General features: G+C 48.4%; 16 protein-coding genes. 12 read left to right on the top strand and 4 right to left on the bottom strand.

The genetic code is table 11. The features are described 5' to 3' along the window. Positions 1 to 5: 5 nt before the first annotated feature. The 10 genes from G3352_RS16845 (at position 6) to G3352_RS16800 (ending at position 15,230) form a co-directional block, all read left to right on the top strand. The gene (locus G3352_RS16845) at positions 6 to 1,265 is read left to right on the top strand and encodes a TRAFAC clade GTPase domain-containing protein (RefSeq protein ID WP_024632789.1); all 1,260 of its coding nucleotides are present in this window, start codon (positions 6 to 8) and stop codon (positions 1,263 to 1,265) included. Beyond that, positions 1,262 to 4,429 (top strand): GAP1-N2 domain-containing protein, encoded by a 3,168-nt coding sequence (locus G3352_RS16840; RefSeq protein ID WP_163758174.1) that lies wholly within the window; start codon positions 1,262 to 1,264, stop codon positions 4,427 to 4,429. The genes G3352_RS16845 and G3352_RS16840 overlap by 4 nt, the downstream gene beginning before the upstream one ends. A gap of 438 nt (positions 4,430 to 4,867) precedes the next feature. After that, the gene (locus tag G3352_RS16835; RefSeq protein ID WP_090995058.1) at positions 4,868 to 5,755 is read left to right on the top strand and encodes an ABC transporter ATP-binding protein; all 888 of its coding nucleotides are present in this window, start codon (positions 4,868 to 4,870) and stop codon (positions 5,753 to 5,755) included. Positions 5,756 to 5,845: 90 nt separating this feature from the next. Next, positions 5,846 to 6,658, top strand: coding sequence for a ferric iron reductase (locus G3352_RS16830; RefSeq protein WP_163758172.1), 813 nt, complete (start codon positions 5,846 to 5,848; stop codon positions 6,656 to 6,658). Positions 6,659 to 6,844: 186 nt separating this feature from the next. Next, complete coding sequence (locus G3352_RS16825; RefSeq protein WP_163758170.1) at positions 6,845 to 7,327, top strand: glutathione peroxidase; 483 nt, start codon at positions 6,845 to 6,847, stop codon at positions 7,325 to 7,327. 367 nt (positions 7,328 to 7,694) lie between these two features. Continuing rightward, positions 7,695 to 9,056 carry an FAD-dependent oxidoreductase gene (locus G3352_RS16820; RefSeq protein ID WP_163758168.1) on the top strand — a complete coding sequence of 454 codons (1,362 nt, stop codon included), beginning with the start codon at positions 7,695 to 7,697 and terminating at the stop codon, positions 9,054 to 9,056. 212 nt (positions 9,057 to 9,268) lie between these two features. Next, positions 9,269 to 10,123, top strand: a complete 855-nt coding sequence (locus tag G3352_RS16815; RefSeq protein WP_163758166.1) for a formate/nitrite transporter family protein — start codon at positions 9,269 to 9,271, stop codon at positions 10,121 to 10,123. A 452-nt stretch (positions 10,124 to 10,575) separates the two neighbouring features. Next, entirely contained in the window at positions 10,576 to 12,639 is a 2,064-nt protein-coding gene (locus tag G3352_RS16810) for a molybdopterin-containing oxidoreductase family protein (RefSeq protein ID WP_163758164.1), read from the top strand. 241 nt (positions 12,640 to 12,880) lie between these two features. After that, positions 12,881 to 14,104 (top strand): MFS transporter, encoded by a 1,224-nt coding sequence (locus tag G3352_RS16805; protein WP_063566966.1) that lies wholly within the window; start codon positions 12,881 to 12,883, stop codon positions 14,102 to 14,104. A gap of 211 nt (positions 14,105 to 14,315) precedes the next feature. Beyond that, positions 14,316 to 15,230, top strand: a complete 915-nt coding sequence (locus tag G3352_RS16800; RefSeq protein ID WP_163758162.1) for a class I SAM-dependent methyltransferase — start codon at positions 14,316 to 14,318, stop codon at positions 15,228 to 15,230. A gap of 227 nt (positions 15,231 to 15,457) precedes the next feature. Here the strand turns inward: G3352_RS16800 and G3352_RS16795 are convergent, their stop codons facing one another. The 3 genes from G3352_RS16795 to G3352_RS16785 form a co-directional block, all read right to left on the bottom strand. Continuing rightward, positions 15,458 to 17,170 carry an ABC transporter ATP-binding protein gene (locus G3352_RS16795; protein ID WP_163758160.1) on the bottom strand — a complete coding sequence of 571 codons (1,713 nt, stop codon included), beginning with the start codon at positions 17,168 to 17,170 and terminating at the stop codon, positions 15,458 to 15,460. A 77-nt stretch (positions 17,171 to 17,247) separates the two neighbouring features. Then, positions 17,248 to 18,255, bottom strand: a complete 1,008-nt coding sequence (locus tag G3352_RS16790; protein ID WP_163758158.1) for an ABC transporter substrate-binding protein — start codon at positions 18,253 to 18,255, stop codon at positions 17,248 to 17,250. A gap of 97 nt (positions 18,256 to 18,352) precedes the next feature. Beyond that, positions 18,353 to 20,002, bottom strand: coding sequence for an AraC family transcriptional regulator (locus G3352_RS16785; protein ID WP_163758156.1), 1,650 nt, complete (start codon positions 20,000 to 20,002; stop codon positions 18,353 to 18,355). 456 nt (positions 20,003 to 20,458) lie between these two features. Here G3352_RS16785 and G3352_RS16780 point away from each other — a divergent pair, with 456 nt between their 5' ends. Next, positions 20,459 to 21,475, top strand: a complete 1,017-nt coding sequence (locus G3352_RS16780) for a LacI family DNA-binding transcriptional regulator (RefSeq protein WP_163758154.1) — start codon at positions 20,459 to 20,461, stop codon at positions 21,473 to 21,475. 256 nt (positions 21,476 to 21,731) lie between these two features. Continuing rightward, positions 21,732 to 25,133 (top strand): GH36-type glycosyl hydrolase domain-containing protein, encoded by a 3,402-nt coding sequence (locus tag G3352_RS16775; protein ID WP_163758152.1) that lies wholly within the window; start codon positions 21,732 to 21,734, stop codon positions 25,131 to 25,133. A 126-nt stretch (positions 25,134 to 25,259) separates the two neighbouring features. Here G3352_RS16775 and G3352_RS16770 read toward each other — a convergent pair whose 3' ends face one another. Continuing rightward, positions 25,260 to 26,531, bottom strand: a complete 1,272-nt coding sequence (locus G3352_RS16770; protein WP_163758150.1) for a methyltransferase domain-containing protein — start codon at positions 26,529 to 26,531, stop codon at positions 25,260 to 25,262. Positions 26,532 to 26,554 lie beyond the last annotated feature (23 nt).

Here is a 26,554-nt window from a genome sequence, read left to right as displayed (position 1 = left end):
CGGCTATGAGCTTTTTTAGTCGATTTTTGAAGAGACAGCAGCCGGAAGAGCGGCCGTTGTTTTACGATATCGTATGTCCGTATTGCTTCAGCAAGTTTTCACCGGAGGAGGTTGTGTTCCGGGCTGCGCATCATCGCGACGACGATGAGGACTACGCACTTGGGGAAGATGCGAAGCTCAATCGATATCGCGAACGGTTTGGACTGGATACGGTGTTTGATATGGAGGCTGTGCTGGCTCCGCATGATGTACCTGAGGAACATCGCATTTATTCGGACAATATTGTGATGGGCCTGAACGATCGTTATGGTGTGGTTACACGGCGTCGGCTGTGTCCACAGTGCCATAACGAGCTGCCTGTCACAGCAGGCAAAGCACCAAGCAATATCATTTCCATTATCGGTGCATCCCAGGTGGGTAAATCCGTCTACATGACTTCATTGATTCATACATTGCAGCATTACACAGCCGATCATTTTGATGCGGCCTGCATGCCGCTGAATGCGGAGATTAGCCGCCGGTTTCGAGCCGATTATGAAGAACCGCTATTCGAGCGGGGCGATTTGCTGGATTCAACGCAGAAGGAGAAACTGCAGGAGCCGTTTATTTTCCAATTTGTATTCAAGGATGAAGATAAAGCCCCGCTGACACTGGTGTTCTTTGACGTCGCTGGTGAAGGTATGGTGGAGCAGGACTATCTGGGACTTCACGGGCAGCATATCAAGAACTCGGCAGGTATTTTGTTCATGGTGGACCCGCTTCAGATTCGTTCTATCCGGGACAAAATCCGCATCAACCTTGGCAACGAGCCAGGCGAGTGGACGCCAAGATACGATGAGCCGCGTGATGTGGTGTTAACGATGTTCGGTGACTTTATCGCGTACCAGGACAAAGCCAAGACGAATATTCCGACAGCCGTTGTACTCACCAAAAGTGACATGCTGCACTCCCTCAAGGACGAAGAGGGCGATTATATCAAATCCAACAGTAATGTTTTCCGCAACATGGTGCACCGCGATTGGTTTGACTTAACTGAGTTCGAAAATATCGACGGGGAGATCCGGCGTTTTATCGAGAAGGTGGACCGTCCGTTCAAGGGCACGATGGATGTGTACTTCAAGGATACAGCCTATTTCGCAGTATCTGCGCTGGGCAGCAATCCGGTGGATATGAAATTGCAGGGTGTGGTTAGCCCGATTCGCGTGGATGAACCCTTCCTCTGGCTGTTGTACAAGCTGAAGTACATTGAGGGGAGAGTGGGATGATGCGTTCTTCCGTAACCCCGCCAATTGAACAACAGCTGTATACTCGAGAGCGGCGCGGGGTGTTCCGCACAACGGAGGGGTTCGATACGGTTGCCGCATCGCCGGGACTGGACCCTTCTTTTATCAAAAAAGTGCTTCATCCCTACTGCGTCTATGACGCTCCAGCGGAGCTGACTGGGCGGAGTGAGAAGGATGAGACGAAATTCCCGCCGTCCATTCATCTGCTGCATCTGGAGAGCGGTGAGACGATTCTTGGGCAAAATGTGTACCAGTCCGCTGATTTTACCGGGCTGCGCAGCGCCTTTTTCGCTCATAACTATGTCTTGTCTCCTGAACGCTCGGAAGAGCAGATGAAGCAAGGCGGCTGGCTGGATGCTGTGTTCGCCACGTCCTATGACATCGAACAAGGCACAGTGCTGCCTGCGCTTACTGAATTGCCACGTGCAGCTGGTGTTGGACAAAGCTCCCCAAGCCAGATTCTTAGTGCTCTGAAAATGGACGAGGTGGTATTCAAGCGTCTGCTCTACGCCGTCATGCAAGCTGTAGCGACACGTCGGAAGGTATATATAGCGCTGGATGTGCCCGCTGAGGAAGTTACTGCCGGAGCCAAGGGACTGCTGCGTTTGTTATATACGGCTTTACCATACGCATTCCGGCGGCAGTTGGGATTCATGACGTTTGCGAAGGAGCCGCAGGCGAAGAAAGGCATCCACCTCCAGTTTGTGGAGCGGGGCACGCTGCGTCCGAAAGATCGGAATACGGAGAAGGATTTCACCTTTGATCTGGTATCGGGCAGAGTTACCCATGCAGATGCATCTGTGGCGAAGCTTCCATATGCGGAATTCGCTTGGTCATTGCTGCACGAACCTGCGGCAGCCGATTCATTTTATACTTTTGCGGATGAGATGCTAACTGGAATGGAACCTGGACGGGAGCTCTCCATTGAAGCATACGGGGAACTTTCTATGTTCTATCGTCTGGAGCAGGGGATGGAAGAGTTGTACCTGGATAACAAAAGCGATGTCCTAAGTGGATTGCTCACCTACTTGAAGCCTGAAGGCGGAGCGCAGCAACGTTCTCGTTTGAATGAGTTGTTCCTGACGTTGCTTAGTCGTGAGCTGGACAGCGTCAAACGGGAGAATGTACCTGAGGAATCAGTTGCAGCACGCATCGGGGAGTATTTTCGGGTCGCTGCGCCAGTCGTACAGTCCCGAATTGTGGATTATTTCATCTATGGCATTAATAACGCCCGTTCGCAGAAACGTATGCGTGCAGTGCAGGAACTGTACGGCTTGCTGGATCGGGACAGCCTGTTAAGCCGTGCTTTCTTCGACAAAGTGCTCGCGAACGAATCACTGACCAAACTGTTGTTTGAGCCCTATCTGGATAATCAGTTGAAACGCACGGAATCAGCTGCGGATGTTGTGGAAGTGATCCAGAGATGGATTACATCTCACCCGTCTGCCATTCACAATAGTTTCTTGCTGGAACGGACTTCAACCGAGCTGCGTGAACGTTTGTGTTCTGCACCCAACCCTGTTCAGTCTGCCAATGAGGCACTTAAGCGGGTTAGTGTATTGGATCGTGTACCAGTTGCAGGCTCCCTAGACACGGGTATTACCGCCCGGATTGGACAGTCTGGAGCTTCAGTTCGCGCTAACCAGAAAGGTGGACCTGGGCCCGCTGTCCAACCACCAGCGTATCAGGAGGATTTAACCCGGCTCGCAGATAAGCTGGCTTACGTTATTAACTTGTTTATGATCCAGGATCTCGATCTGGAGCGGGTTAACCGTGAACAGCTGTTAAGCATTGATATTTTGTTGCACGGAAACGAGGTTCGGGACTGGGCTGCTCGCCAGGGCTCAGATGTATCTGCGCGTACAAACATGATGCTGGCAGCGAGAGCATGGCTTAGCGGTGAAGGGCGTGAGGAAGAGGAACTGGAATCCCTCTCTTTGGCCGAACGTAATGAGCTCCAGCGCTGGACGCGTCGCTGGCTTGCCGGAGAGCTTCGCGAGCGCCCGGATACGGCTTCATTTGAAGCACTGCCACTGGCTTTCTATCGCGGTGGTAGCGGCAGCAACAGACTCGATTATCCAGGCCTGATTGAATTTATCTACAGTAGTTCAGGACGCACAGAAGTGTTGTATCAATTTATGGAGTGGTCGGGGAATCAACGTTTGTTTATTCGCGGCTCCAACGCACATAAGGGATACTCGGATGCAATCGTGGCTTATTTCAAGTCCCATGATCGCGAAGCTTTCAAGTCAAAGTCAGCTTTCAAACCCTATTATGCCAGAGCAAGCAAGACGATGAAGCCGGCCTACGACCGCGCCAAAACAGAGTTGGCTTCCCCGCTGGTGCGCATGCTGACAGGTAAAAGGAAGAACCTTTTTCTAGGATCGGTCATTGTCATCCTGATTCTTGGTATAGCTGGAGGCACGTACGCTTTGATGAGCGATAAGGCGGGGACACCTGCGGCATCACCTCCACCGACACAGGAGCCCGTTGTTCCCGCTGAACCGGTGGTGGAGCTCGCTGAACAGATCGCCTACCTCGTTCCTGCATCCGAAGCGGACGACGGTACACAGACGCCTGCCCAGTTGGTGATCCGTTACAGAGACGAAACGGACAGCAATGCTTTGCAAACGGACACTCTCCAATGGAACTTGAAAGATAGTACTACACAGAAGCTCAATGCTGAGGGTGAATGGGAGAGTTTCAACCGAAATGAGGAGCCGGATGGCGAAGGTACAGCTGGTGACAGCTCAGAGGGTACGTCTGAAGGAAGCTCAGCAGGTTCTGATAATGTGGACGATACTCAGCAGAGCGGAGAAGCCGAGCAGGGGGCAGATTCAGCCTCAACGGAGGACAACACTTCAGACCCAGCAGCAGGGAGCACGACGGATGCAGGTACTGGCACAGCCTCTGACACTACGGATGAAGGCACAGGACAGGGAGATGCAGACGGCACGGCTTCAGATCCATCTCAGTCTACGAGAGCAGATTCATCTTCAGTGGAAAACCTGACTGTTGCAGAAGCAGATCGTCTGTATCCTTATGGGCACCAAGTGGAGCTTTCGGCCGATTTTGATCTGAAGGACATCGTGAGTGTTCAGAGTGGAACGACTGTGATCAACCTAGTCCCGGAACCGAAGCTCTAAGCGGCATTAATTGAATGTGTTATTCATGTGAATACAGCCACCTCGAAGAATTTCGTAGGGGCTGTATTTTTGTTTTTGTTCAAGCGATGGAGGATGACATATACAAAAATGAATCAATACAGGCCTGTTTTTCACAATTCGGACACATTATTAAAATGCTGGGCAAGGATAAACATACGCAAAGCGATGAAATGCACGTACACGATGAGAAAAGCTCTCACATAAAGTGCGGACAATCTGACCGATTTCTAGTAAAACATTTCAAAAACAGCTCTTAACCGTCATGGAATTTGGTATTTACTGTTGACAAATGATAATGATTATCAGTATCTTTAGAGTATAAGATCTTGTTGCGCCGGAAATAAGCTGAACTATAATTTCGTTTTCGTTGTCATAGCCGGAATACATAACCGGGATAAATGAGAGAGGGATGATCGCATGTTTCGTCTGGAGACGTCCAAGTTGGATATCGCTTATGAGGAAAGACTGATTGTTGAAGATCTGAATATTCAAATTCCTCAAGGGAAAATTACAGCACTTGTTGGAGCCAATGGTTCAGGAAAGTCTACCATCCTGAAAACAATGGCACGGATCATGAATCCAAAAGCAGGTAGTGTATTGCTCGACGGGAAGTCCATCCATAAGCAGTCTACGCGTGAAGTAGCCAAGCAGCTTGCGATTTTGCCACAAAATCCAACAGCTCCTGAAGGACTTACTGTAACCGAACTTGTGTCCTACGGACGGTTCCCTTATCAAAAAGGTTTTGGTTCGATGCGTGCTGAAGACAAACGCATGATTGAATGGGCTATCGAAGTGACAGGCATGACGGAGTTCCATGATCGTCCAATCGATCAACTGTCCGGTGGACAGCGTCAACGTGCCTGGATTGCCATGGCTCTTGCACAAGAGACAGACATTCTGTTCCTGGACGAGCCAACAACGTTCCTGGATATGGCTCACCAACTTGAAGTACTGCAATTGCTGGAGCAACTGAATGCCACAGCAAACCGTACAATCGTTATGGTTGTGCATGACCTGAACCATGCTTCCCGTTATGCGCATCACATGATTGGTATTAAGAAAGGTAAAGCCATCGCTACAGGTTCACCTGTAGAGGTTATGAACTCCGATGTGCTGCGCGAAGTATTTAACATTGAAGCTGATATCGTGATTGATCCACGTTCCGGTGTACCGCTCTGCTTGCCTTACGCCCTTGCGGGTGAACGTCAGCAATCAGCACCTCCAGAACAAGTGGTCATGAACAGTGCAATGGTTCATGCTGGAGGACGGACAGAGCAACGTGTTCGTCACGCGACAGGAAGTTAATGAAACGGACCATATGTGGTCCTAAACTATAGAATGAAGCCGCTGTGCGTTATGCACGCGGCTCATTCGCATTCTAGGAGGTCTACAGGAATGGGAGAAATCAACTACACCTGGTTACAGCAATATGGACGAATAACAACCGGGACGATCGATGAACCGGTCTTTGGCATGCCTTTGTCAGAATTAAGACATCCGGAGCAAGCCAAACTTATGCTTGATGCTTATAATGAGCATCTTCAGGCCGATTCTCTTCGCTCTGCGGCTGTTTATTTCATGCATTCGGTTCGTGGTCTGATGATTGGGGTTCACTACATGACGGCGTTATGTGACACCTATCTGGATCTGTCTCTGAAGAACATAGATATGCAGCTGGAGGTAAAGGATGACCGTCCGGTGATTGGTTTTCAACTGAACAATGCAATCGAGCAATCACATCCGAATCTGATGGAAGGATCTCAAGTCGTTCCATCCTCTTGGCGTAATGATGTATTAACCGCATATTACGGTGAACAGCTGCGTCCACTGATTGAAGGTGTGGCTGTTGCTGGAGGAGCAAATCCAGGTCAGATGTGGGCACAACTCGCATCCATGCTGAGATGGTTCAAAACGACAGCGTTACAGATGAACATCACGGAGACGGAACGTGAAACGGTTATACAAGGGTATGAGCATGTAATCGCGATGTCTCCAGAGATTCTGGGGTTGAAGAAGAACCTGCTAACCTTCAAACCGGTGGAGATTGATAATCCGCATCAACCTGGAGAAACCATGCTGATGAAACCAGTCTGCTGCTTGCACCATCAAGTGTATGGCGGTCAGAACTATTGCTACAGTTGTCCCAAACTGACGAAGGCAGAGCGGCAAGAGCGTTATGATGCTATTATGGCGGCGAAGTCAGGCTAAAAGGGAATATGTCCATGTCGACGGACGAAGGTTTTTACGATATGAACTTGAGCAGGGTTTAATCACAGATTTGGTAATTGATCGCCTCAGGTCTATAATATAGAGACAGGCTGTGTGCCGCATGGTCATTCGGTACAGTACATACAGCAGCCCAAACTTACATCATACTCATGGGAGGAATCAGTCATGTCCGTATATTCGTTTCAGGCGGTAACGACCGCAAATCAGGAAGTTCCACTCGATCTGTATCAAGGCAAAGTGTTGGTGATCGCCAATACAGCCAGCAAGTGTGGACTGACTCCACAATACGGTGAATTGCAGAAGCTCTATGACCGCTATCGTGATCAAGGTTTGGTTGTACTGGGTTTCCCTTGTAACCAGTTTGGCGGCCAGGAGCCGGGTACCAGCGAGGAAGCGGAATCGTTCTGCCAAATCAACTACGGCGTTAATTTCCCGGTGTTTGCCAAAGTCGACGTGAATGGTGAGGATGCTCATCCTTTGTTCAAGTATTTGCGTGAGCAGCAACCTGGTGTTGGTGAAGACGACAGCATCCAATGGAATTTCACCAAGTTCCTCGTGAATCGTGAAGGTGAAGTTGTAGGGCGTGTTGAACCAAAAGAATCCCCTGAAGCCATGACTGCAGAGATCGAAAAGCTGCTTGGCGTATAAAATGAATGATAAAGCCTGTTTCCAGTATTGGAGGACAGGCTTTTTTTGATCCAATTTTCCAGCGCATTCCTCTTCGTATACGGCCTTCATCCGTAGTTACGGCGCTTATTGGGAGCATAAATCAGCCACTAGCGGGGAAAACTGAAGTTATTAAAGATGAGTCGATAACTCGCTTGCTCGTAAAGAAAACCCCTTCGACCAAAATTTATTTTGATTAACCTCTTGCAATGTGAAAAATATCACATTATAATGAGTGTATAAAGTGAAATAAATCACATAACACCATTCTCATAGTAGTGAATTTTTTCACAACTACAATGACGTTAAATTCAATATCTTATTTATATATTTCGAGGAGGAACTTTTTATGAAAATCGCAGTTATCGGATGTACACACGCAGGAACCGCAGCTATCGTTAACACCGCCAAGTTGTACCCGGATGCTACCATCACGGTGTATGAGCGCAATGACAATATCTCCTTCTTATCATGCGGCATTGCGCTATATGTGGGGGGCGTGGTTAAAGATCCTGACGGACTGTTCTACTCTTCGCCAGATCAACTGGCCGAGCTAGGCGTCGTTACCAAAATGCTGCATGAAGTAACTGCAGTGGATACGGCGGGCCATACACTTCAGGCTAAAAACCTGAAAACCGGGGAAGAATTTGAAGATACCTTTGACAAGTTGATTGTAACCACAGGTTCATGGCCTGTCGTACCGAAGCTGGAAGGCATCGAGATGGATAACATTTTACTTTGCAAAAACTACAACCATTCCAACACGATTATTGAGAAAGCTAAACATGCCAAACGTATTACCGTGGTAGGAGCAGGTTATATCGGCATTGAACTGGTGGAGGCTTTCCAAATGAACGGCAAGGAAGTTACACTGATTGATAGCGTGGATCGGATTTTGAATAAATATCTCGACCCCGAGTTCACGGATGCCATTGAAGAAACGTTAACTGGACACGGCATCAAGCTGGCACTGGGCCAAACTGTACAGAAATTTACCGGAGAGAATGGCAAAGTGAACAAGGTCATTACATCCAAAGGAGAGTTCGATACAGACCTCGTTATTCTGTGCATTGGTTTCCGTCCAAATACCGAGCTGCTCAAAGGCCAAGTGGATATGCTGCCAAACGGCGCAATCATCGTGGATAAATATATGCAAACCAGTCAAAAAGACGTCTTCGCTGCTGGAGACAGCTGTGCAATTCATTACAACCCAACCGGCAAGGCAGCGTACATTCCACTGGCAACCAATGCAGTGCGGATGGGAACACTCGTAGCACGGAACTTGGTTCGTCCTACGACACGATATATGGGTACACAAGGCACATCAGGAATTAAAATTTATGAGCAAAATATTGCAGGTACAGGTCTGACGGAAGCATCTGCTGCGGATGAGGGTCTGGTGGTTGAAGCTGTAACGCTTGAAGATGCTTACCGTCCAGAGTTCATGCCAACGGCAGAGAAGCTGCTGCTCAAAGTAATCTATGAACAGGCTACGCGCCGCATTGTTGGTGCGCAGGTCATGTCACAAGCTGATCTGACACAGTCGATTAATACGATCTCTGTCTGCATCCAGAACAACATGACGGTAGATGAGCTGGCCTTCATCGACTTCTTCTTCCAACCACACTACAACAAACCGTGGAACTTCCTGAACTCGGCTGGTCTTCAGGCGTTGCCTCCAGTAGAAGTAAAAACACCAGCGATGGTATAACCATAATATCTGAGAACTGCCGCATTCATTATGCGGCAGTTCTTTTTTTTATTTTTCTGCACATCAAGCAACATACAACGGAAATATTAAAATGTAGTTTTCAGACTTTGTGATAAAAGTAACAAACCTCTTGAAACCTTCGCGATACAATGAACATATCAACAAAACAGGTTGAATTATGATGTTCATGAACTGTGAAGGAGAGGATCGTTATGGCAGCAAAAACACCTCTTGAGGTTGCACAATATACGGCGTATACGGGGATGAAGAAAGCTCAAAATCCGGTGTCCTCCGTATTGATACTCAGTTTTCTGGCAGGTGCTTTTATTGCGCTTGGATTTCTGCTGGATATTCGGGTCATTGCTTCTGCTCCGGCCGAGTGGGGCAGCTTGGTTAATCTGATTGGTGCAGCAGTGTTCCCGGTAGGTTTAATATTGGTGCTGATTGGCGGTGGGGAACTGCTGACAGGCAATATGATGGCCGTCCCACTTGCGACGATTGCACGTAAACTGTCCACGGGCAACATGTTGAAGAATCTCACCTTAGTGACGATAGGTAATTTCCTTGGAGCGCTCTTTGTGGCCTATGCATTTGGGCATGTGCTCGGTCTGACGGCAGAAGGTGCCTATTTGACCAAAGTAGTGGATATGGCTGGACACAAGCTGGACGACAGCTTCCTTCAGGCTTTTATATCCGGGATCGGGTGTAACTGGCTGGTAGCTCTCGCAGTATGGCTGTCCTACGCATCGGATACGATGAGTGGAAAAGTACTGGGCATTTGGTTCCCAACGATGGCCTTTGTAGCTATTGGATTCCAGCACGTTGTCGCCAACATGTTCCTGATTCCTGCGGCGATCTTCGAAGGGCATTATTCGTGGGGGCAATACATCATGAATTTCATTCCGGTATGGCTTGGCAACCTGACGGGAGGGGCGCTGTTTGTGGCGGTTGCTTACTGGATGGTGTACCTGCGCAAGCATGAGCCGGAAGTGAAGCCTGAGGTGGCAATGGCGGTGGCCCAGCCTGTGGAGACAGAAGCCAGACCGATGTGGAGCAAGCAGGCGTAGCAGCATTTTTCCGAGTAATAGAGTAGCGTTGTAACCGTGGTACAAGTGCGAAAACGAGTGAAAAGACAAGTCAAAGTAAACAGGAGAGGCGATTCTGATCTCGTTCAAGTCATGGCTCTCTGCTGTGATGGGCGGAAGAGGAATCGCCTTTTTTAATGTAAAAATATGCACGCAAAATAAATTCGCCATGACAAGGTTCGGGGGAACGAAACCTGTTCATGGCGAATTTCGGGAGTGGTCCATGATATGGCATGAGGAGGAAGTGGGGAAACACTAGCCTAATGCCTTATTTTTAATTTACCCTTGAATTTCGAGAATGAATCAAAGGGGAAAAGATTTTTTTAAAAAAAATTCGGAGCGGTTGTGGCAGTAAAAAAAGACTGTTCTCTTTACGCGATTACCATGAAGAAGATATGATATGAGGATAGCTTTGAAGGGGGAGGAACTTGTATATGATCGATCAGGAGAATGGCGTATTCCCGGCAGTTTGCCCGCTCGATTGTCCGGATACTTGCGGCCTGCTGCTTCATAAGGAGAACGGTAAGATCGTGAAGGTAGCGGGCAATCCGGACCATCCGATTACAAAAGGTGCCATCTGTAACAAGGTTCGAAATATGACGGAGCGAGTGTATCACCCCGAGCGGCTGCAATATCCGATGCGACGCATCGGAGCCAAGGGCGATGGCCAGTTCGAGCGAATCAGTTGGGACGAAGCCATCGGCGAGATTACGGCGAGATTCAGTTCGCTGGCAGCTACCTACGGACCGGAGAGCATCCTGCCCTACAGCTTCTATGGAAACATGGGCATTCTTGGTGTGGACGGCATGGATCGTCGATTTTTCAATGCGCTAGGTGCGAGCATGCTCGAACAGACCATCTGTAATGCAGCAGGAAATACTGGCTGGAAATATACGATGGGTGCGAACCGGGGAACCTTGCCCGAGGATACAGAGCACGCGGATGTCATTCTGGTGTGGGGAGGCAACATCGTCAGCACCAATATGCATCAGGTTGTTCTGGCTGAGAAAGCCCGCAAAAAGGGTGCCCAAATCGTCGTTATTGATGTCCATCGCAATCGGACCGCCCAATGGGGAGACTGGTTCATCCCACTTTACCCGGGTACAGACAGTGCATTGGCACTCGGATTAATGCATGTATTGTTTGAGCAGGGACTGACAGATGAGGCTTTTATGCAAAAATATACCGTCGGCCATGAGGCACTTCGTGATCATGTCCGCAGCTACACCCCTGAGCGCGTTGCACGTATTACAGGTGTGCCGGAGGCGGACATCGTGAAGCTGGCTGAGCTGTATGGTAACGCACAGGCAGCCCATATTCATATCGGCAATGGCCTCCAGCATCACGACAACGGTGGCATGAATGTACGCAGCGTAGCCTGTCTGCCTGCCATCACTGGCCAGTGGCTGAAGCGCGGCGGGGGTGCTATTCGTACCAACAGCTACGCGAGCACGAATAGCGATGCGCTCGAGCGTCCGGAGCTGCGGCAGAACCCGGAGCCGCGCGTGGTGAACATGAACCGGATTGGCGAAGCACTGCTGGAAGCGGAGCAGCCGATCCGGGCGTTGATGGTCTACTGCAGCAATCCACTGGTGGTGGCACCAGATACCGAGCGGGTGGAGCGAGGTTTTGCACGGGAGGATCTGTTTACGGTAGTCCATGACCTATTCATGACGGATACGGCGAAATACGCGGATATTGTGCTGCCTGCGACGTCTTCATTTGAAACGACGGATCTGTATACGTCCTACTGGCATCAATATGTTCATTTGCAAGAGCCAGTCATTGTGCCTTTGGGTGAGAGTAAAAGCAATGTTGAATTGTTTTCTTTGCTCGGACAGGCGATGGGGTATGACCCGGAGATTTTCGGGGAGACACCGGAACAGATGATCGAGGAAGCACTTCAGGGTACGGGCAATCCCTACATGAACGGAGTAACCTTGGAGGGGCTGAAGCAGCATCATTTCGTCAAGCTGGATATGTCTGCACATGCCTCCTATTTGGATCAGTTGCCCACGCCTTCGGGGAAAATTGAGCTGTATTCGGAAACGATGGCACAGAAGGGATTGCCGCCGTTACCTACGTATAGTGCTCTCGTTGAGGGGTATGACGGAGAAAACCCAGCTGGACCAGCGGATGTGTACCCGCTGATGTTTCTGTCGCCGCCAAATCATAATTTCCTGAATTCCAGCTTTGCCAATTCGGCCAAACATCAACGTCTGGAGAAGATGCCATTATTGCAAATGCACCCGGAGGACGCCGCCCGCAGACAGGTGGAAGACGGGGATGCTGTGGTCGTATGGAACGACCGTGGCCGGATCGAACTAACCGCCAAGGTGAGTGAATCCATGCTGCCAGGAACGGTGATCAGTCAAGGCTTATGGTGGGATGGCAATGGCAAAAAACAGCGGGCGAACTCGCTCACGTCCAATCGTCTTTCCGACATGGGGAACGGGGCAACATTCTTCTCGGCCACTGTCGAAGTGAAGCGTCAATGAATGTGCTTGCAGATCGGATCTTTTCAGGTAAGATGAACAATGGATAGATCGTAAGCAGAATGATAAAGAGAGCCAGATTCGGAATTCAAATTTCTAAATTCTAAATTCTAAATTCTAAATTCTAAATTCTAAATTCTAAATTCAAGTGGCCTTCGCTCTGGCTAATTATGCCGTCAGGGCAAGGGTCTATTTTTTATGGAAAAATGCTTTTTGAAGGTACTTAAGGAGAATAAACAAGATGATGAGATGGCTGGATACGTATCCAAAAGAAGTGAAAATATTTTTGCTGGCAAGTTTGGTCAATGCGACAGGTAGTGCCTTGATGTGGCCGCTGACCACGATGTATGTATTTGACGAGCTTGGACGCACGATGGCGAACGCGGGGTTTGTTATTCTGATCCAGTCGCTGGGCGGCATCTTCGGGCAATTGCTCGGCGGTGCATTGTACCACAGGGTGGGTGTCAAGAAGCTGATCATCGGATCGCTGGCGTTAAATGCGGTAGGGCTGTTTGCTCTGCCGTGGATTAGCGCGTATTGGGTTGTATTTATATGTGCCATGGGCTGGATCGGCCTGTTCAGTTCATTGTCGTTACCAGCTATTCAAGCCTTTATTGGCTTCCGGTTTGCGGAGAGACGCGGGGAATTGTTCAATGTGATCTATGTCGCCAACAATATCGGTGTGGCGATTGGTACAGCGCTCAGTGGTTTTTTGGCTGACTTTTCTTATCACCTCAGCTTTGTACTGAACGGGGTGACCTCCGCAGGATTTGCGATTTTCTTCTGGTATTATCTGTCGCGGGCAGAACCGGATCAGGGCGAAGTACATCTGACCAAACGCAAAACGGTTCCCGATGGGCCGGGCGTCTGGGCGCTGCTGGGCAACACCAGATTATATCTGTTCATGAGCCTGGGCGTGCTGTTCCTGCTGTTCGGTAATTCCATCTGGAATACGGGTGTGTCTCCGTATATTATTTCCGAGGGTATGGAGAAAAGAATGTACGGTCTGCTCTGGACCCTGAACGGGGTGCTGATCTTTGTGGGACAACCCTTCACCAATTGGGTCAAGCGTACGATGGCCCGTACATCGACTGCTCAGATGACTGCAAGTGCGGTGTTCTATGGCATGGCCTACATCGTCATGATCACCATGTATAGCTATCCGGGTATGGTGCTTGCGATGGTACTGGCTACCTTTGGGGAAATGCTGATCTCACCTGCTACGCCGGCATTCATCTCAGAGCATGCCGGAAGAGCGGCACCTTTCTACATCGGGATCTCCGGTGGTATCGGTGCGGTTGGACGGGTTATCGGGCCATATGCAATGGGGGTCATGTACGACAAACAGGGACTGATCCCTGTAGCGTGGCTGGCGACTGGTACGGCGGTTATTGCGGTGCTTGGTTTTGTACTGCATGCGGTGCTGAACCGCAACCGTGAAGTGAAGGAGTACGGATTGGACGCTTAGCCTTTTCGGGTTGAGTGGTATGAAGGAGGAAGAGGGCAGATTGGAGTGGAGGGACAAAGAAAGCCACTTTGATCTGTCGGATCATCCTGTAAATGTAGATTGACAAAAAAATCTTTTTATGCTATAATTTACATATAAAAACATTCCGTATATACTAAGGTTCTCCTGGCCAGGGGGAATCTTATTTTTGTTTGTACGGGAGGATAAAAATATGAAGCAAAATGAGTCCAGCATCACATCCCTGATTTCGGCTTTTGGTCGAGCCTACCACTGCCAATACGATACACCTCTTATTTTCGATGATTATATAGCTAAAGAGCTTATTACTCCTCAAGAGTTTGCGGGTATTCGCGAGAATATGATTCAAGGTATCCATTTTTTCAATCCGGACATGGCTCACCTGATCAAGGACGATCCAGATACGATTCTAAAATGGATTACGCAAATACAGTTATCTCCAATAACATTGGCTCGGGCTGCCTATTTTGAGCATGTAGTGTTGCATGAGATTACGTTGGGATTGAAGCAGGTGGTCATTCTTGGCGCAGGGATGGATACATTTGCTTTGAGGCATCCGGAATTGAAGGACATGCTGGAACTATTTGAAGTGGACTATCCGGCAACACAGCAATTCAAGCGGGAGCGGCTGCATCAAGCCGATCTGATCATTCCGGACAATCTTCATCTCGTGCCAATGGATTTTACCCATGAGCCTTCGTATGAACGTTTGACTAATGAAGGCTTGAAGAAGCTAAAGACGATGGTGACTCTGTTAGGCGTTTCGTATTATTTGACCAAAGAAGATCTGTCCAACTTGCTCCGACATGTATTTTTGAATCTTCCAACGGGGAGCTCCATTGTATTGGATTATGCAGATGAGCATCTCTTTGAGGAAAAAGGAAGGTTTAACCGGGTTGAAAATATGGTTAAGATGGCTGCAATGGGGGGCGAGCCGATGCAATCCTGCTTCACTTACGAGGAGATGGAGCGGTTATTGGCGGATATGGGACTTCTCATATATGAGCATCTATCGCCGGAGCATATACAGGATCGGTATTTCAGCAATCGTACAGATGACTTGTCTGCCTTCGAAACAAATCATTTCATCTATGCGGTCAAAAAATAAAATCCTATTCCTGATATGATTATCACAGATTAGGATCTGAATAAGAAAGGGATGTCCCATAAGTCATTGAACATGACGGGGGACATCCCTTTAACGTTAGTACTGTCTAACGAGGCGAGCGCGTGTTATTAGCGTCAAATTCCACAATTAGGCAGTCCTGCAACTGGTTTTGTGGTAATAACGTGAATGTATTTCGTTAAACTTTATAATCCACAATAATTCGCAACCTATCCAAATTGGGCTTGATGCAATCGGCTATACGAGCCCTGACGTGCCAGAAGTTCATCATGGCTGCCTTGCTCGGCTACGCCGCCGTTCTCCACAACCACAATACGATCGGCGTGTCTGATCGTTGCCAGTCGATGGGCGATGATCAGCGTTGTACGTCCTTGTGCCAGCTCAGATAAAGCCAACTGAATGGCGGCTTCCGTTTCGGTATCAAGAGCTGAGGTCGCTTCATCCAGAATGAGGATCGGCGGATTTTTTAGAATCATGCGAGCAATGGATAGACGTTGCTTTTGTCCGCCAGATAATTTGACGCCCCGCTCACCAATTAGAGTATCGAGACCTTCCGGTTGAGATTGTACCAGCTCTTCCAGTTGGGCCCTGCGGATGGCTTGCCAGATTTCTTCATCAGGTGCATCCAGTTTGCCGTAGGCAATATTTTCACGGATTGACCCATCAAACAGGAAAATATCCTGCTGCACAATCCCGATATGGGAGCGAAGTGACTCCAGTGTCATATCTTTTACCGGAATCCCATCAATAGAGATATGTCCCGCATCCACATCGTAAAAGCGTGGAATAAGACTGCACAGCGTAGATTTGCCTGCACCCGAAGGTCCAACCAGCGCTACCGTTTGTCCTGCCTGAATCTCCAGATTGACCTGATCCAAGGTTGGTTTGTGTTCCCCATAAGCAAATGAAACGTCATGGAAGGCGATGTCACCTTTCACATGCGGGATGGATTTGGCTTGTGGTGTATCATCCACATCGGGCTCGGCTTCCAGCAGCTCCAGATATCTTTTGAATCCGGCAATGCCTTTGGGATAGGTTTCGATGACGGAATTAATCTGTTGAATCGGTCCAAGAAACACATTGGATAACATGACAAAGGCGATAAATTCTCCGTAGGTCATGCTGCCTTGAATGACAAACCACGTACCGCACACCAGTACAAACAGCGAGACGAATTTCATCAGAATGAAGCTGAGCGAGGAATTCCACGCCATAATCCGGTAGGTGATCAGTTTGGTAAGACGGAAGCGTTCATTATTTTCAACAAAACGTTTCACTTCATGCTTTTCATTGGCAAAAGCCTGTACTACACGAATTCCGCTCACATTGTTCTCTACGCGTGCGTTATAGTCTGCAATATCCGCAAACATACGCTTGAACGCTTTGGACATTTTGCGGCTGAAGTAGAGGGACAGGAAGATCATTAGCGGTACGATGATGAAGGTCATGACAGCCAGTTTCCAGTTGATACCAAGCATTATGCCGAAGGCTCCGGCCAGCGTCATCAGGGCAATGAACAGATCCTCGGGTCCATGATGGGCAATCTCACCAATATCCATCAGATCATTGGTCATGCGAGAGACGAGGTGCCCAGTCTTGTTGTTATCGAAAAAGCGGAAGGATTGCTTCTGCACACGCTGGAACAGTTCCCGCCGCATATCGGATTCGATGTTAATACCCAGCTTATGCCCCCAGTAGGTGACTGCATAATGGAAAAAGGAACTGAGCAGATAGATGCCCAGCAATCCGGCACAGGCTGATAAAATCATGGACCAGTTGCCTGCGGGAAGCAGCTGATCGACAACTTTGTTTACAGCCAAGGGAAACGCAAGCTCCAGCAGTGCAGCTAGAATGGCACAGGAGAAGTCTAATATAAAGAGTCCCCGATAAGGACGATAATAGGCCATAAAACGGCGAAGCATATGTAAGTCCTCCTCCATATAACGCAAATGCCCGGACAGGTTCCATAGCCTGACCAGACACTTGCATCTTTCATATGTTATTTACGATTTTGCTGTGCACGTTCTACGATCATATCAGCGAATTCTTCAGCCTGACTCTGAATTGCAATCGGATCGAAGTACCAGTAGCGATCTTCCTGTAATTCGTACACCTGATTGTTTTTCACAGCCGGGAGCGATTGCCAGATGGAATCGCCTTGGTAATTTTTATTGTTCTCCCCTACCGTCAGGAAGATATGGTCTCCTGCATAATCACCAACGACTTCACGTGAAATCTCTTTCCATTGGGTATCGCCCATCAGTTCTTTTTTCGTAATTTCGAGTGGTGCAAGTTGCAAAGCGCGATAAACGGCTTGTCCACCGCGACCAAAGTTGTCTCCATAGCCATAATAGCTCTTGTCTGATACTTCGAGGATCGAGAAGGTTTCCTCCGGTTTAATGACTGCTTTTACTTTGGCGCGAGCGGCTTCAATACGTTCGTCGTACGTTTTCAGCCAGGCTTCGGCTTCTTCGGATTTGTTCATGAGTTCTCCAAAGCCCCGAATTTCATCCTCTACATTGGTAAACGTGCCGTAGGGAATGACCACGGTAGGTGCGATTTTTTGATAACTCTCAATTTCTTCAGCTTTATCAGAGTAGGTAATGATCAGATCCGGGTCCAACGCGACGACCTTCTCCAGGGATACGGCACCCCGGTCACCAATATTTTCTATACCCTCGACCTGATCGGCGTAGAATGGATTTTCCAGATAGTATTTAATAGATCCAACGGGCTTTATACCGAGTGCGAGCAGATCACTTACGTACATGTCCGTAACAATCCGTTTCGGTTCAGCCGGAATTTCCACATCTCCACTTAATGACTTGTAGATCCGCGTAGCACCCGAAGAATCGGTATTTGTTTCGGTCGAACTTGTAGTCGATTCTGAACCCGCCGCTGTTGGTTCCGTTGTGCCGGAACCCGTGCCACTGTTACAGGCAGCCAGGATCATGATGATGGCGAGCATGAGCAGCAAGCCGGAAAAGCGTTTTTTTGTAGCAAACATATAATTGTTCCCCCTGTGTATATAATCAATAATGATTATTATTCTCATTACTAACATAGAGGATGACGTAACATTTGTACATGGACATCTATGATGACTAATGCATGGACAGATGTGATGTCAGTTTGTGCATGATGTGCTGTAATTGCTCCATAATCGAGATGGGGTCGAATCCATAAAACATATTCGCTTCAATCTCGTACAGTCGCCCTTCTCGGACCGCACTCAAGTTGCTCCAGGACTCCTGAGCGAACAGTTTGTCCACAGCATCGTGCTCCGATGGCTCCCTGGCATAGTCAATAAAAATATGGTCTGCCGCGTACAAATGAATTTCATTTAGCGGAACATGGATATAACCTGTGAGCAGCTGACGATCCTTTTCCATTCTGGCAGGAGGGGCGAAGCCAAGCGAGTGATACAAAATATGAGAAGCTCTACCCCATCCGTGACCATAGATGTACGCTCCACTCTCACCAATCATGAATATGCATACTGCTGATCCACGTACACCCATCATTTGATCGAGTGTACGATTGGCCTCTTGCTGAAGCGTATCATATTGGTCTAACAGCGCACGAGCTTTGGCTTCCAGACCTGTGATGAGCCCCAAATGAATGAGTTGCTCCTGCCAGTCAAGTTCTTCAAAAGGCATCAAAATAGTTGGTGCAATCTGCCGTAATTCATCCATGCCGGAATGAGGTGCATAACCAAGGATGACATCGGGATGAGCGTCTGCGATTAGATCCGGATGATTAATAAGATCATGCTCATAACACTGATCAAATTGGTCTTGTCCATTTTCAATAAGTCTACTTTTCATCCATTCTGCAACGGCACCCAGATGCGGGATGTGGCCCAGTGCGAGCAAGGAAGCGGTATAGTTGTATGTAAGACTTGCAATTTTTTTTGGCGTTTTCCGATAGAGAGTCGGTGCACAACCTACCGTTTGTTTGAATTTTCGACTTAAATAAAAGGTATCCCTGTATCCCGTCAACTGCGCAAGTTCTTGCAATGTGGGATTGGCAAACAGCAGGTGTTCCTGGGCAATTCGGATTCTTAACCGGGTAACATACTCCACGAATGTAAATCCGGTGTATTTCTTGAATTCTCGTGAAAAATGCTCTGGACTCACATTAACCTCTCTCGCTAATTGCTCACGTGTAAAAGAATGAGTAACTCTTTCATGGATACGCGCGAGGACGATGTCCAGCCAGGAATGATCTTCATGAGCCAAACGCACAGCGTGATCTCGCAACGTATCCAGCAGCTGATAAAACAGCATATGAGGTTTGAATGGTCCCGACTCATCACGTTTTGAGCTGGACTGAACCAATTCGGAGATCAGCTCGGCAATAAGACGACTTGTAACGGGAACAGGATGTCCGAATGGCCAGAGCCTTTGTTCGTTATCTGCAAAATCAAAGGCTATTGCAATACCCTGAACCGGGGAAAGGGAACCACGCTTGCTTTCATGCTGAAGCAGGGTTCCAGCTTGGCGTACGACAGCTGAGCCGGTATTTACCATCAACTGACCATTCGAACTGATCAATCTTGCCTGACCAGAGGTGATGACATAAAGAACATGCTTGCTGCTCCACAGTTCATCGATGCGGGAGAAGGCTTCCCGATCATGGAGCTGCACCAGATGACACAGCTTGAACATTGCCGGAGGCACGTTTGTGATTTGCTGCAAGCGGCCGGGGTTGTTCAGGGATGATTTATGAAAGCTTAGATCCAGATTGCTCATAACATAATGGACTCCTTATAGAGGATTGGACTAATAAGCAGTATAATACCACAAAGGTGTAATGAGGACCCTTCGAATCATTCCCTTCACATATTTCTGTGGAAAATGGATAAAGAGGTTGAAATCGCTATCAACACCGACTATAATGAAAATGTCGAAACGTTTCAATCTATGGTTTACAGGCGTGTTCATTGTGATTTATAATGAATTCTTCCTCTTGTCCAATATTGAAATGTTGTCAATCGACCAGGGAATATGTACCATTTCAAGGTATATAATTCAGCAGTGATGCTTAAAAGAAGTGAAAAGAAATTTTTTTGAAAACACTTCGAAACGTTTCGATAAATGAGAATTGATGCCATTTCTAATGGATAATGCATAGGATTGAGTGGTTGTAGCAACCATTTAGAGTATAAAATGATAGGTAACAAGAAAGTTAGAAGGAGCGAACGTGGAATGGCAACGATTAAGGATGTGGCAAAGCTGGCAGGCGTGGCGCTCTCGACCGCTTCCTATGCACTGAATGGGGACAGCAAGGTAAGTGCCAAGACCAAGGCAAAAGTGCTGGCGGCAGCACGGGAACTGAATTATCGCAAAAACGGCTTTGCCATGGACCTGAAACGGAGCCGGACGAACACGATTGCGTTGATTCTTACAGATCTGTCGGGTCCTTATTACTCCGAATTGATTCGCAGCGTACAGGATGTAGCGCTGGCTAACGGATATGATCTGATTGCATGCAGCTCTATGGGAGGACGCGACTCCACAGCGGTTCGTTTCTTGCGGGAAAAAAGAGTGGATGGCGCTATTATCCTAGCTCATAACATCCATGATGATATCCTGGTGGAATCAGCAGGTGAACGTTTCCCTATCATTGTGATGGATCGGCAGATTTCGAGTAGCCATCTGGTCAACGTGCTGGTGGACGGGGAGCAAGGCGGTTACCTGGCTACACGTCACCTCATTCAGAAGGGGCATAAGACCATCGCCTATATCAGCGGGCCATCCAATTCTTACGATAATGCTCTGCGTTATCAAGGATATTTGCGAGCAATGCAGGAGGCGGGCCTTGAAGAGAAGTCCAAATGGCGTCTAAGCGGTAATTTTGTACGTGAGGGCGGATATAGTGCAACCAAGATGATGGTTATGCAGGGCGAGCTTCCATCTGCTGTATTTTACGGGAATGACGAAATGGCGATTGGTGGACTGAAAGCATTTGAAGAGAGCGGCATTTCGGTACCTAATGACATTTCGGTAATCGGGTTTGATGATATTCAACTGTCCGAATATGTTCATCCGCCGCTTACAACGGTGCGGCAGCCCAAGCATGAAGCAGGTTCATTGGCAGGACATTTGCTCTTCCAGATGCTGAACGGCGAAGCTGTGAATACATCGTATACGTTAACCATTGATCTGGTGGAGCGCGAGTCTGTACGATCGGTACAGGTAGAGTCAGGAATTCAGCCCGCCTAGAAAGACTCGTCGGATGGGATATGGTTTAGATACTGCTTACAGAAGTCATATCATATCCGGTCTGTCTAGATTTGTGGAGTTGTTTTTTTCTAATTCTCGTGGTTGTAAAAGTGATTGGCCCTCTTTGAATTAAGAGTTGAATGATGGGGATCACCGTCCGAATTGGCCAGACAAAGGTCATTTCGCAGAGGACCCCTATTCTTTTTCAGATTTATCGAAACGTTTCGATTTTATACTAAATGAAGGAGTGAATAGTATGACAACGATGATTAATGAACCAATCCGGCTGACTGCCGGGGATTTATCCTTTACCTTTTTGAACAGTGGGGACCTGTACCAAGCTAAATCCGGTACGACCATGTTGAATCAATTGCTCAGCAACCAGATCGATGGATCTTTGAATAACCTGTATCTGCGTGTACACGAGGGAGAGAAAATCAGCTCGTTCCCACTGCTGGGTGTGCGTTCGAACAGCAAAGTGATTACAAGCAAAGCGCAATCAGGCAATCAACTGATCTGGGAAGGTACAGTACAGCTTGAAGGCAAAGAACAAGGCATTGGCTATCAGGTTGTGTTTACAGCCACAACGCAAGGTGTCTGGTTCTGGGATGTGAAGCTCACAGGACAACAACATAACGTTGACGTGGTATATGGACAAGATGTAGGTCTTGCTGATCCAGGTGCAGTACGCAGCAATGAAGCCTATCTTTCGCAGTACATTGACCATACGGTATTCGAAGATGAAGCGAAGGGATATGTGGTGTGTTCGCGTCAAAACCAGCCTCAGGGCGGTGCTTTCCCTTACATGCAACAAGGTTCTCTGACTAAGGCAGTTGGTTACTCGACAGATGGATTTCAATTCTTCGGTCTGTCCTACAAGGAAACAAACCAGCCTGAGAGCCTGAGCCATAATACATTGGCAAATGAGACGTACCAGTATGAATTTGCTTACACAGCATTGCAATCGGAGCGCGTAAGCTTGGATGGGGAAGCCCAAGTGGTCTTCTACGGACTGGCCAAAGCAGATCATCCTGCCGGAATCTCCGCACTGGAATTCGGGGATGAAGTGACTGCAGCATGGAACGAAGTACAAGCATTGACTGTGGAGCAAGGCGAGACGTTGGAACAGGTGAAACTGTCATCCTTCTTGGGTGAACCACTTGCTGCGCTTGATTTGACACAAGATGAGATTAATGATCTGTTCCCTGATCGCCATCAGGAAGAGCGTAGCGGTGATTCACTGTTATCCTTCTTCACGGGCAGTTATGAACATATTGTCCTGAAAGCGAAAGAATTGCTCGTAGAGCGTCCGCACGGCCATATCCTGATGAGTGGTGGCAATGTACAGCTTGGTGCGCAGGTTATTACGACGACATCGTATATGTACGGTATTTTCAATTCACAACTCGTTATTGGTAACACCAATTTTAATAAAATGATCAGTAATGCCCGCAACGCATTGAACGTGCCGAAGACGGCTGGACAACGCATTTATGTGGAAATGGACGGACAATACCGTCTGCTGACGATGCCTTCCCTGTTCGAGATTGGCTTCAACTATGTACGTTGGATCTACAAAACCGAATCGGATACCATCATCGTGACTAACTACACTGGAGCACACACCACTGAAGTGAGCATGAACGTACGCTCGACAAGTGGCAAAGCATATCGTTACCTGGTAACCAACCAAATTACGATGAATGTAAATGAATACGAGTATCCGCTGCATATGACGCAAGATGGCAACACGCTGATCTTCAAGGCTGATCCACAAGCGATTAGTGCCGGAACGTATCCTGACCTGCAATACCGCATGTCGGTGGATGGCGCAGCCGTAAATGTTGGAGATGAAACGTTGCTGGCGAGTGGCATCCGCAGTGGATCTGCATCGCTGGTTACACTTAGTCTGGAAGAAAGTGCAGAATGGACGCTGAAAGTACAAGGCGTATTGGAAGGTCAAGCTAACGAAGCAGACGGTTCTGTCGTAGCAGGCTCCAGCCTTACTTTTGAAGAGGAAGTTCAGGCGTACCGCGAATTCTTCGCAGGTGTAATGAACGGTTTCCGTTTGTCTCGTGGTGAAGGCCAAAGTGCAGAGGATCTCTTCAAAGTGAACGCGCTGGCTTGGTGGTACACACATAATATGCTGGTTCACTACTCCGTGCCTCACGGATTGGAGCAGTACGGCGGCGCGGCATGGGGTACTCGGGATGTATGCCAAGGTCCGGTTGAATACTTCATGGCAACGCAAAAATATGAGCAGGTTCGCGATATTATCAAAATGGTATATACCCACCAATATGAAGATGATGGCAACTGGCCGCAATGGTTCATGTTCGACAAGTATTTTGCAATTCAGCAGGAAGAGAGCCACGGTGATATCATCGTATGGCCACTGAAAGTGCTGGCGGACTACCTGACAGCGACTCGTGACTATGCGATTCTGGATGAGAAAGTACCTTATACTGTTAAGCACAGCTTCGGGTTCACGGAAGAAACAGCGACTGTATTGGATCACGCGAAAAAAGAGATCGAATATATCCGCTCACACTTCCTGCACGACACATTCCTGTCTTCTTACGGTGATGGGGACTGGGATGATACACTCCAGCCAGCCAATGCACAGCTCAAACAATATATGGTGAGCAGCTGGACCGTTGCTTTGACTTATCAGTCTGTAAATGTGCTTGCACAGGCGCTGCAACATAAGGATGCGGGATTTGCACAGGAGCTGGACGTTCTGGCTCAAGGCATCCGTGAAGACTTTAATCGTTACATGCTGGGTACAGATGTGATTCCAGGTTTCGTATACATGGAAGAAGCGGATCAGGCGAAGCTGATGCTTCACCCAACAGATACGGAGACAGGCATTCAATATCGCCTTCTGCCGATGACGCGCAGCATGATCGGTGAATTGCTGAATGCAGAACAGGCTGAGTCACATTATGCGCTGATTCGTGAGCAGTTCCTGTGCCCGGATGGGGTACGTCTGATGAATCGTCCAGCTCAATATGCAGGCGGAGTGAGCAGCCACTTCAAACGGGCAGAGCAAGCGTCCAACTTCGGTCGCGAGATCGGTTTGCAGTATGTACACGCTCATATCCGTTACGTTGAAGCGATGGCGAAGCTTGGTAAGACGGATCAGGTGTGGAATGGTCTTGCCATGATTAACCCGGTTGGCATCGGCGAAGTTGTACCTAATGCGGAGATTCGTCAGGCGAACGCGTATTTCAGTAGTTCCGACGGCAAGTTCAATACGCGCTATGAGGCGCAGGAGCATTTTGACCAACTACGCAAAGGAACAGTACAGGTGAAAGGTGGATGGAGAATCTACTCCAGCGGCCCTGGAATCTACATGAACCAACTGATCTCCAACGCACTTGGCATTCGTCAGGAAGGCGGAGATCTGGTTATTGACCCGGTATTGCCGGCTGAGCTGAATGGTATGCAATTCGAATTCGAATATGCAGGAGAGCCAGTAACATTTATCTACCATTTGAACGAAGGTTCGGTTAACCGTGTAACGGTAAATGGCAAGGACATCCGCACTGAGCAAACGGCGAACCGCTACCGTCAAGGTGGGGCTCGTATCTCGCTGGATGAGTTCAAACAAGCGCGTAATGCTTCGGAGCGCACGATTGTTGAAATTTATATGTAAATTCAATACAAGCTCGATGTTTCACTAGAGTGGAAGGTCATCCTCCTTAACAGGCAGGGTGACCTTTTTTTATTTGAGAAGATTTATTGGTAGGTCAGGGGAACTTGTTACGGTGGGATGATCATTCTAACGCAAAGGAACGGCCAGCAACGTGTGCAGAAGCGCATTATGGCGTATATGCTTCGTCACATAGCCTGCGTCCTCCAGCGAGCCGCACAGGCCGTCCAGCAGCGGGAAATGACGTTCCCTTATCGTTTGTAACTGGTCCTCATGACCTGCTGCCTCAGCCTGTTGAATATACGTCTTGCGGTGAGCTGCATCAACAAACATGAGGTCTGTCAGGCAGATTCGTCCACGTGTAGTTAACACCCGCTGCATTTCCTGTAACGCCAACTGCTGCTGGTCTGGGCTCAGATGATGGAAGGCGAAGCTGGATACGACAAAATCGAAGGACTGGTCGGCGAAAGGCAATGCCAGAAAGTTACCAAGCTTCACTTGCATCTCGGGATATTTGGTGCGGCATGTACGCAGCATCTCCCGGGATTGATCGATGGCAGTCATCGCTGCGCCACGCTCTAACAGTCTGCCAGCCAAATTTCCCGTACCTGTACCGATATCGAGTCCTTTTTCACCGGGCACAGGAGATATCCAGCTTGCTGTCTGCTCCAGCCCCTCATCATAGTTGTCATATATATTGAAAGGTGCTGCACCTACTCTCGAATCTTCTGATCTTGACCCTGCATCTTCTGGATACGTTTTATCGCTGTTTGGACTGTGTGCTGTCCGGCTATACTTCTGGCTGCGAACTTCATCAACGTTATGATCTGGCTCGCCTTCTCGATCCGACTTATCTGTTGCTCGCATGGCTCCAGGTCCCGAATCAATTCTGATGTTTGAGGTAGTTTGTCTTGGCAGACGGTCATTCGCCGCCTGTACGCGCTGATCGTGGATGGCTGCTTGCATATCGTAATTCCAGCGGTCATGCCAGTTCTGCCGAGCTTCCCTGAGGCGGCGCGAACTGTCTGCAAGATCATGCAGATGGCTGACATCCAGTGGCCCGTCCTGGCGGTTGAGATCAATCATACGCTGGGTTGTATCCAGCATGCGCTTTAGCTCGACCCACTGGGCATACATGACCGCCTGCTGCAGCTCCAGATATTCTTCCAATCGCTGCTGATTACCCTGGTCAATCTCTCCGAGCGCTTGGGTGATATCCTGAAGCGACATCCCGATTTCGCGCAGAGCTGCAATGGTTTGCAGACGCCAGATGTCATTCTCGGTGTATGTACGGTATCCGTTACTTGTCTGTTTGACGGGGGAGATCAGTCCTTTTTCCTCGTAAAAGCGAATGGCTCTTGCCGATATGCCGAGTCTGTCCGCGGCTTCTTTGATGTTCATCACGTGCACCTCCTTATCAATTC

The sequence above is a fragment of the Paenibacillus sp. ALJ109b genome (assembly GCF_010747435.1).
Lineage (GTDB): Bacteria > Bacillota > Bacilli > Paenibacillales > Paenibacillaceae > Paenibacillus > Paenibacillus taichungensis.
The sequence above is the reverse complement of the archived record's forward strand: the minus strand, read 5'-3'. Positions and strand labels throughout refer to the sequence as shown.

Excerpts from the sequence above, each read along its gene's own strand:
- G3352_RS16785 (WP_163758156.1), bottom strand. The coding sequence starts at position 20,002 with ATGAGCAATCTGGATCTAAGCTTTCATAAATCATCCCTGAACAACCCC.
- G3352_RS16830 (WP_163758172.1), top strand. The coding sequence starts at position 5,846 with ATGGGAGAAATCAACTACACCTGGTTACAGCAATATGGACGAATAACA.
- G3352_RS16825 (WP_163758170.1), top strand. The coding sequence starts at position 6,845 with ATGTCCGTATATTCGTTTCAGGCGGTAACGACCGCAAATCAGGAAGTT.
- G3352_RS16810 (WP_163758164.1), top strand. The coding sequence starts at position 10,576 with ATGATCGATCAGGAGAATGGCGTATTCCCGGCAGTTTGCCCGCTCGAT.
- G3352_RS16835 (WP_090995058.1), top strand. The coding sequence starts at position 4,868 with ATGTTTCGTCTGGAGACGTCCAAGTTGGATATCGCTTATGAGGAAAGA.
- G3352_RS16845 (WP_024632789.1), top strand. The coding sequence starts at position 6 with ATGAGCTTTTTTAGTCGATTTTTGAAGAGACAGCAGCCGGAAGAGCGG.
- G3352_RS16805 (WP_063566966.1), top strand. The coding sequence starts at position 12,881 with ATGAGATGGCTGGATACGTATCCAAAAGAAGTGAAAATATTTTTGCTG.
- G3352_RS16820 (WP_163758168.1), top strand. The coding sequence starts at position 7,695 with ATGAAAATCGCAGTTATCGGATGTACACACGCAGGAACCGCAGCTATC.
- G3352_RS16840 (WP_163758174.1), top strand. The coding sequence starts at position 1,262 with ATGATGCGTTCTTCCGTAACCCCGCCAATTGAACAACAGCTGTATACT.
- G3352_RS16780 (WP_163758154.1), top strand. The coding sequence starts at position 20,459 with ATGGCAACGATTAAGGATGTGGCAAAGCTGGCAGGCGTGGCGCTCTCG.
- G3352_RS16795 (WP_163758160.1), bottom strand. The coding sequence starts at position 17,170 with ATGCTTCGCCGTTTTATGGCCTATTATCGTCCTTATCGGGGACTCTTT.
- G3352_RS16770 (WP_163758150.1), bottom strand. The coding sequence starts at position 26,531 with ATGAACATCAAAGAAGCCGCGGACAGACTCGGCATATCGGCAAGAGCC.
- G3352_RS16815 (WP_163758166.1), top strand. The coding sequence starts at position 9,269 with ATGGCAGCAAAAACACCTCTTGAGGTTGCACAATATACGGCGTATACG.
- G3352_RS16800 (WP_163758162.1), top strand. The coding sequence starts at position 14,316 with ATGAAGCAAAATGAGTCCAGCATCACATCCCTGATTTCGGCTTTTGGT.
- G3352_RS16790 (WP_163758158.1), bottom strand. The coding sequence starts at position 18,255 with ATGTTTGCTACAAAAAAACGCTTTTCCGGCTTGCTGCTCATGCTCGCC.
- G3352_RS16775 (WP_163758152.1), top strand. The coding sequence starts at position 21,732 with ATGACAACGATGATTAATGAACCAATCCGGCTGACTGCCGGGGATTTA.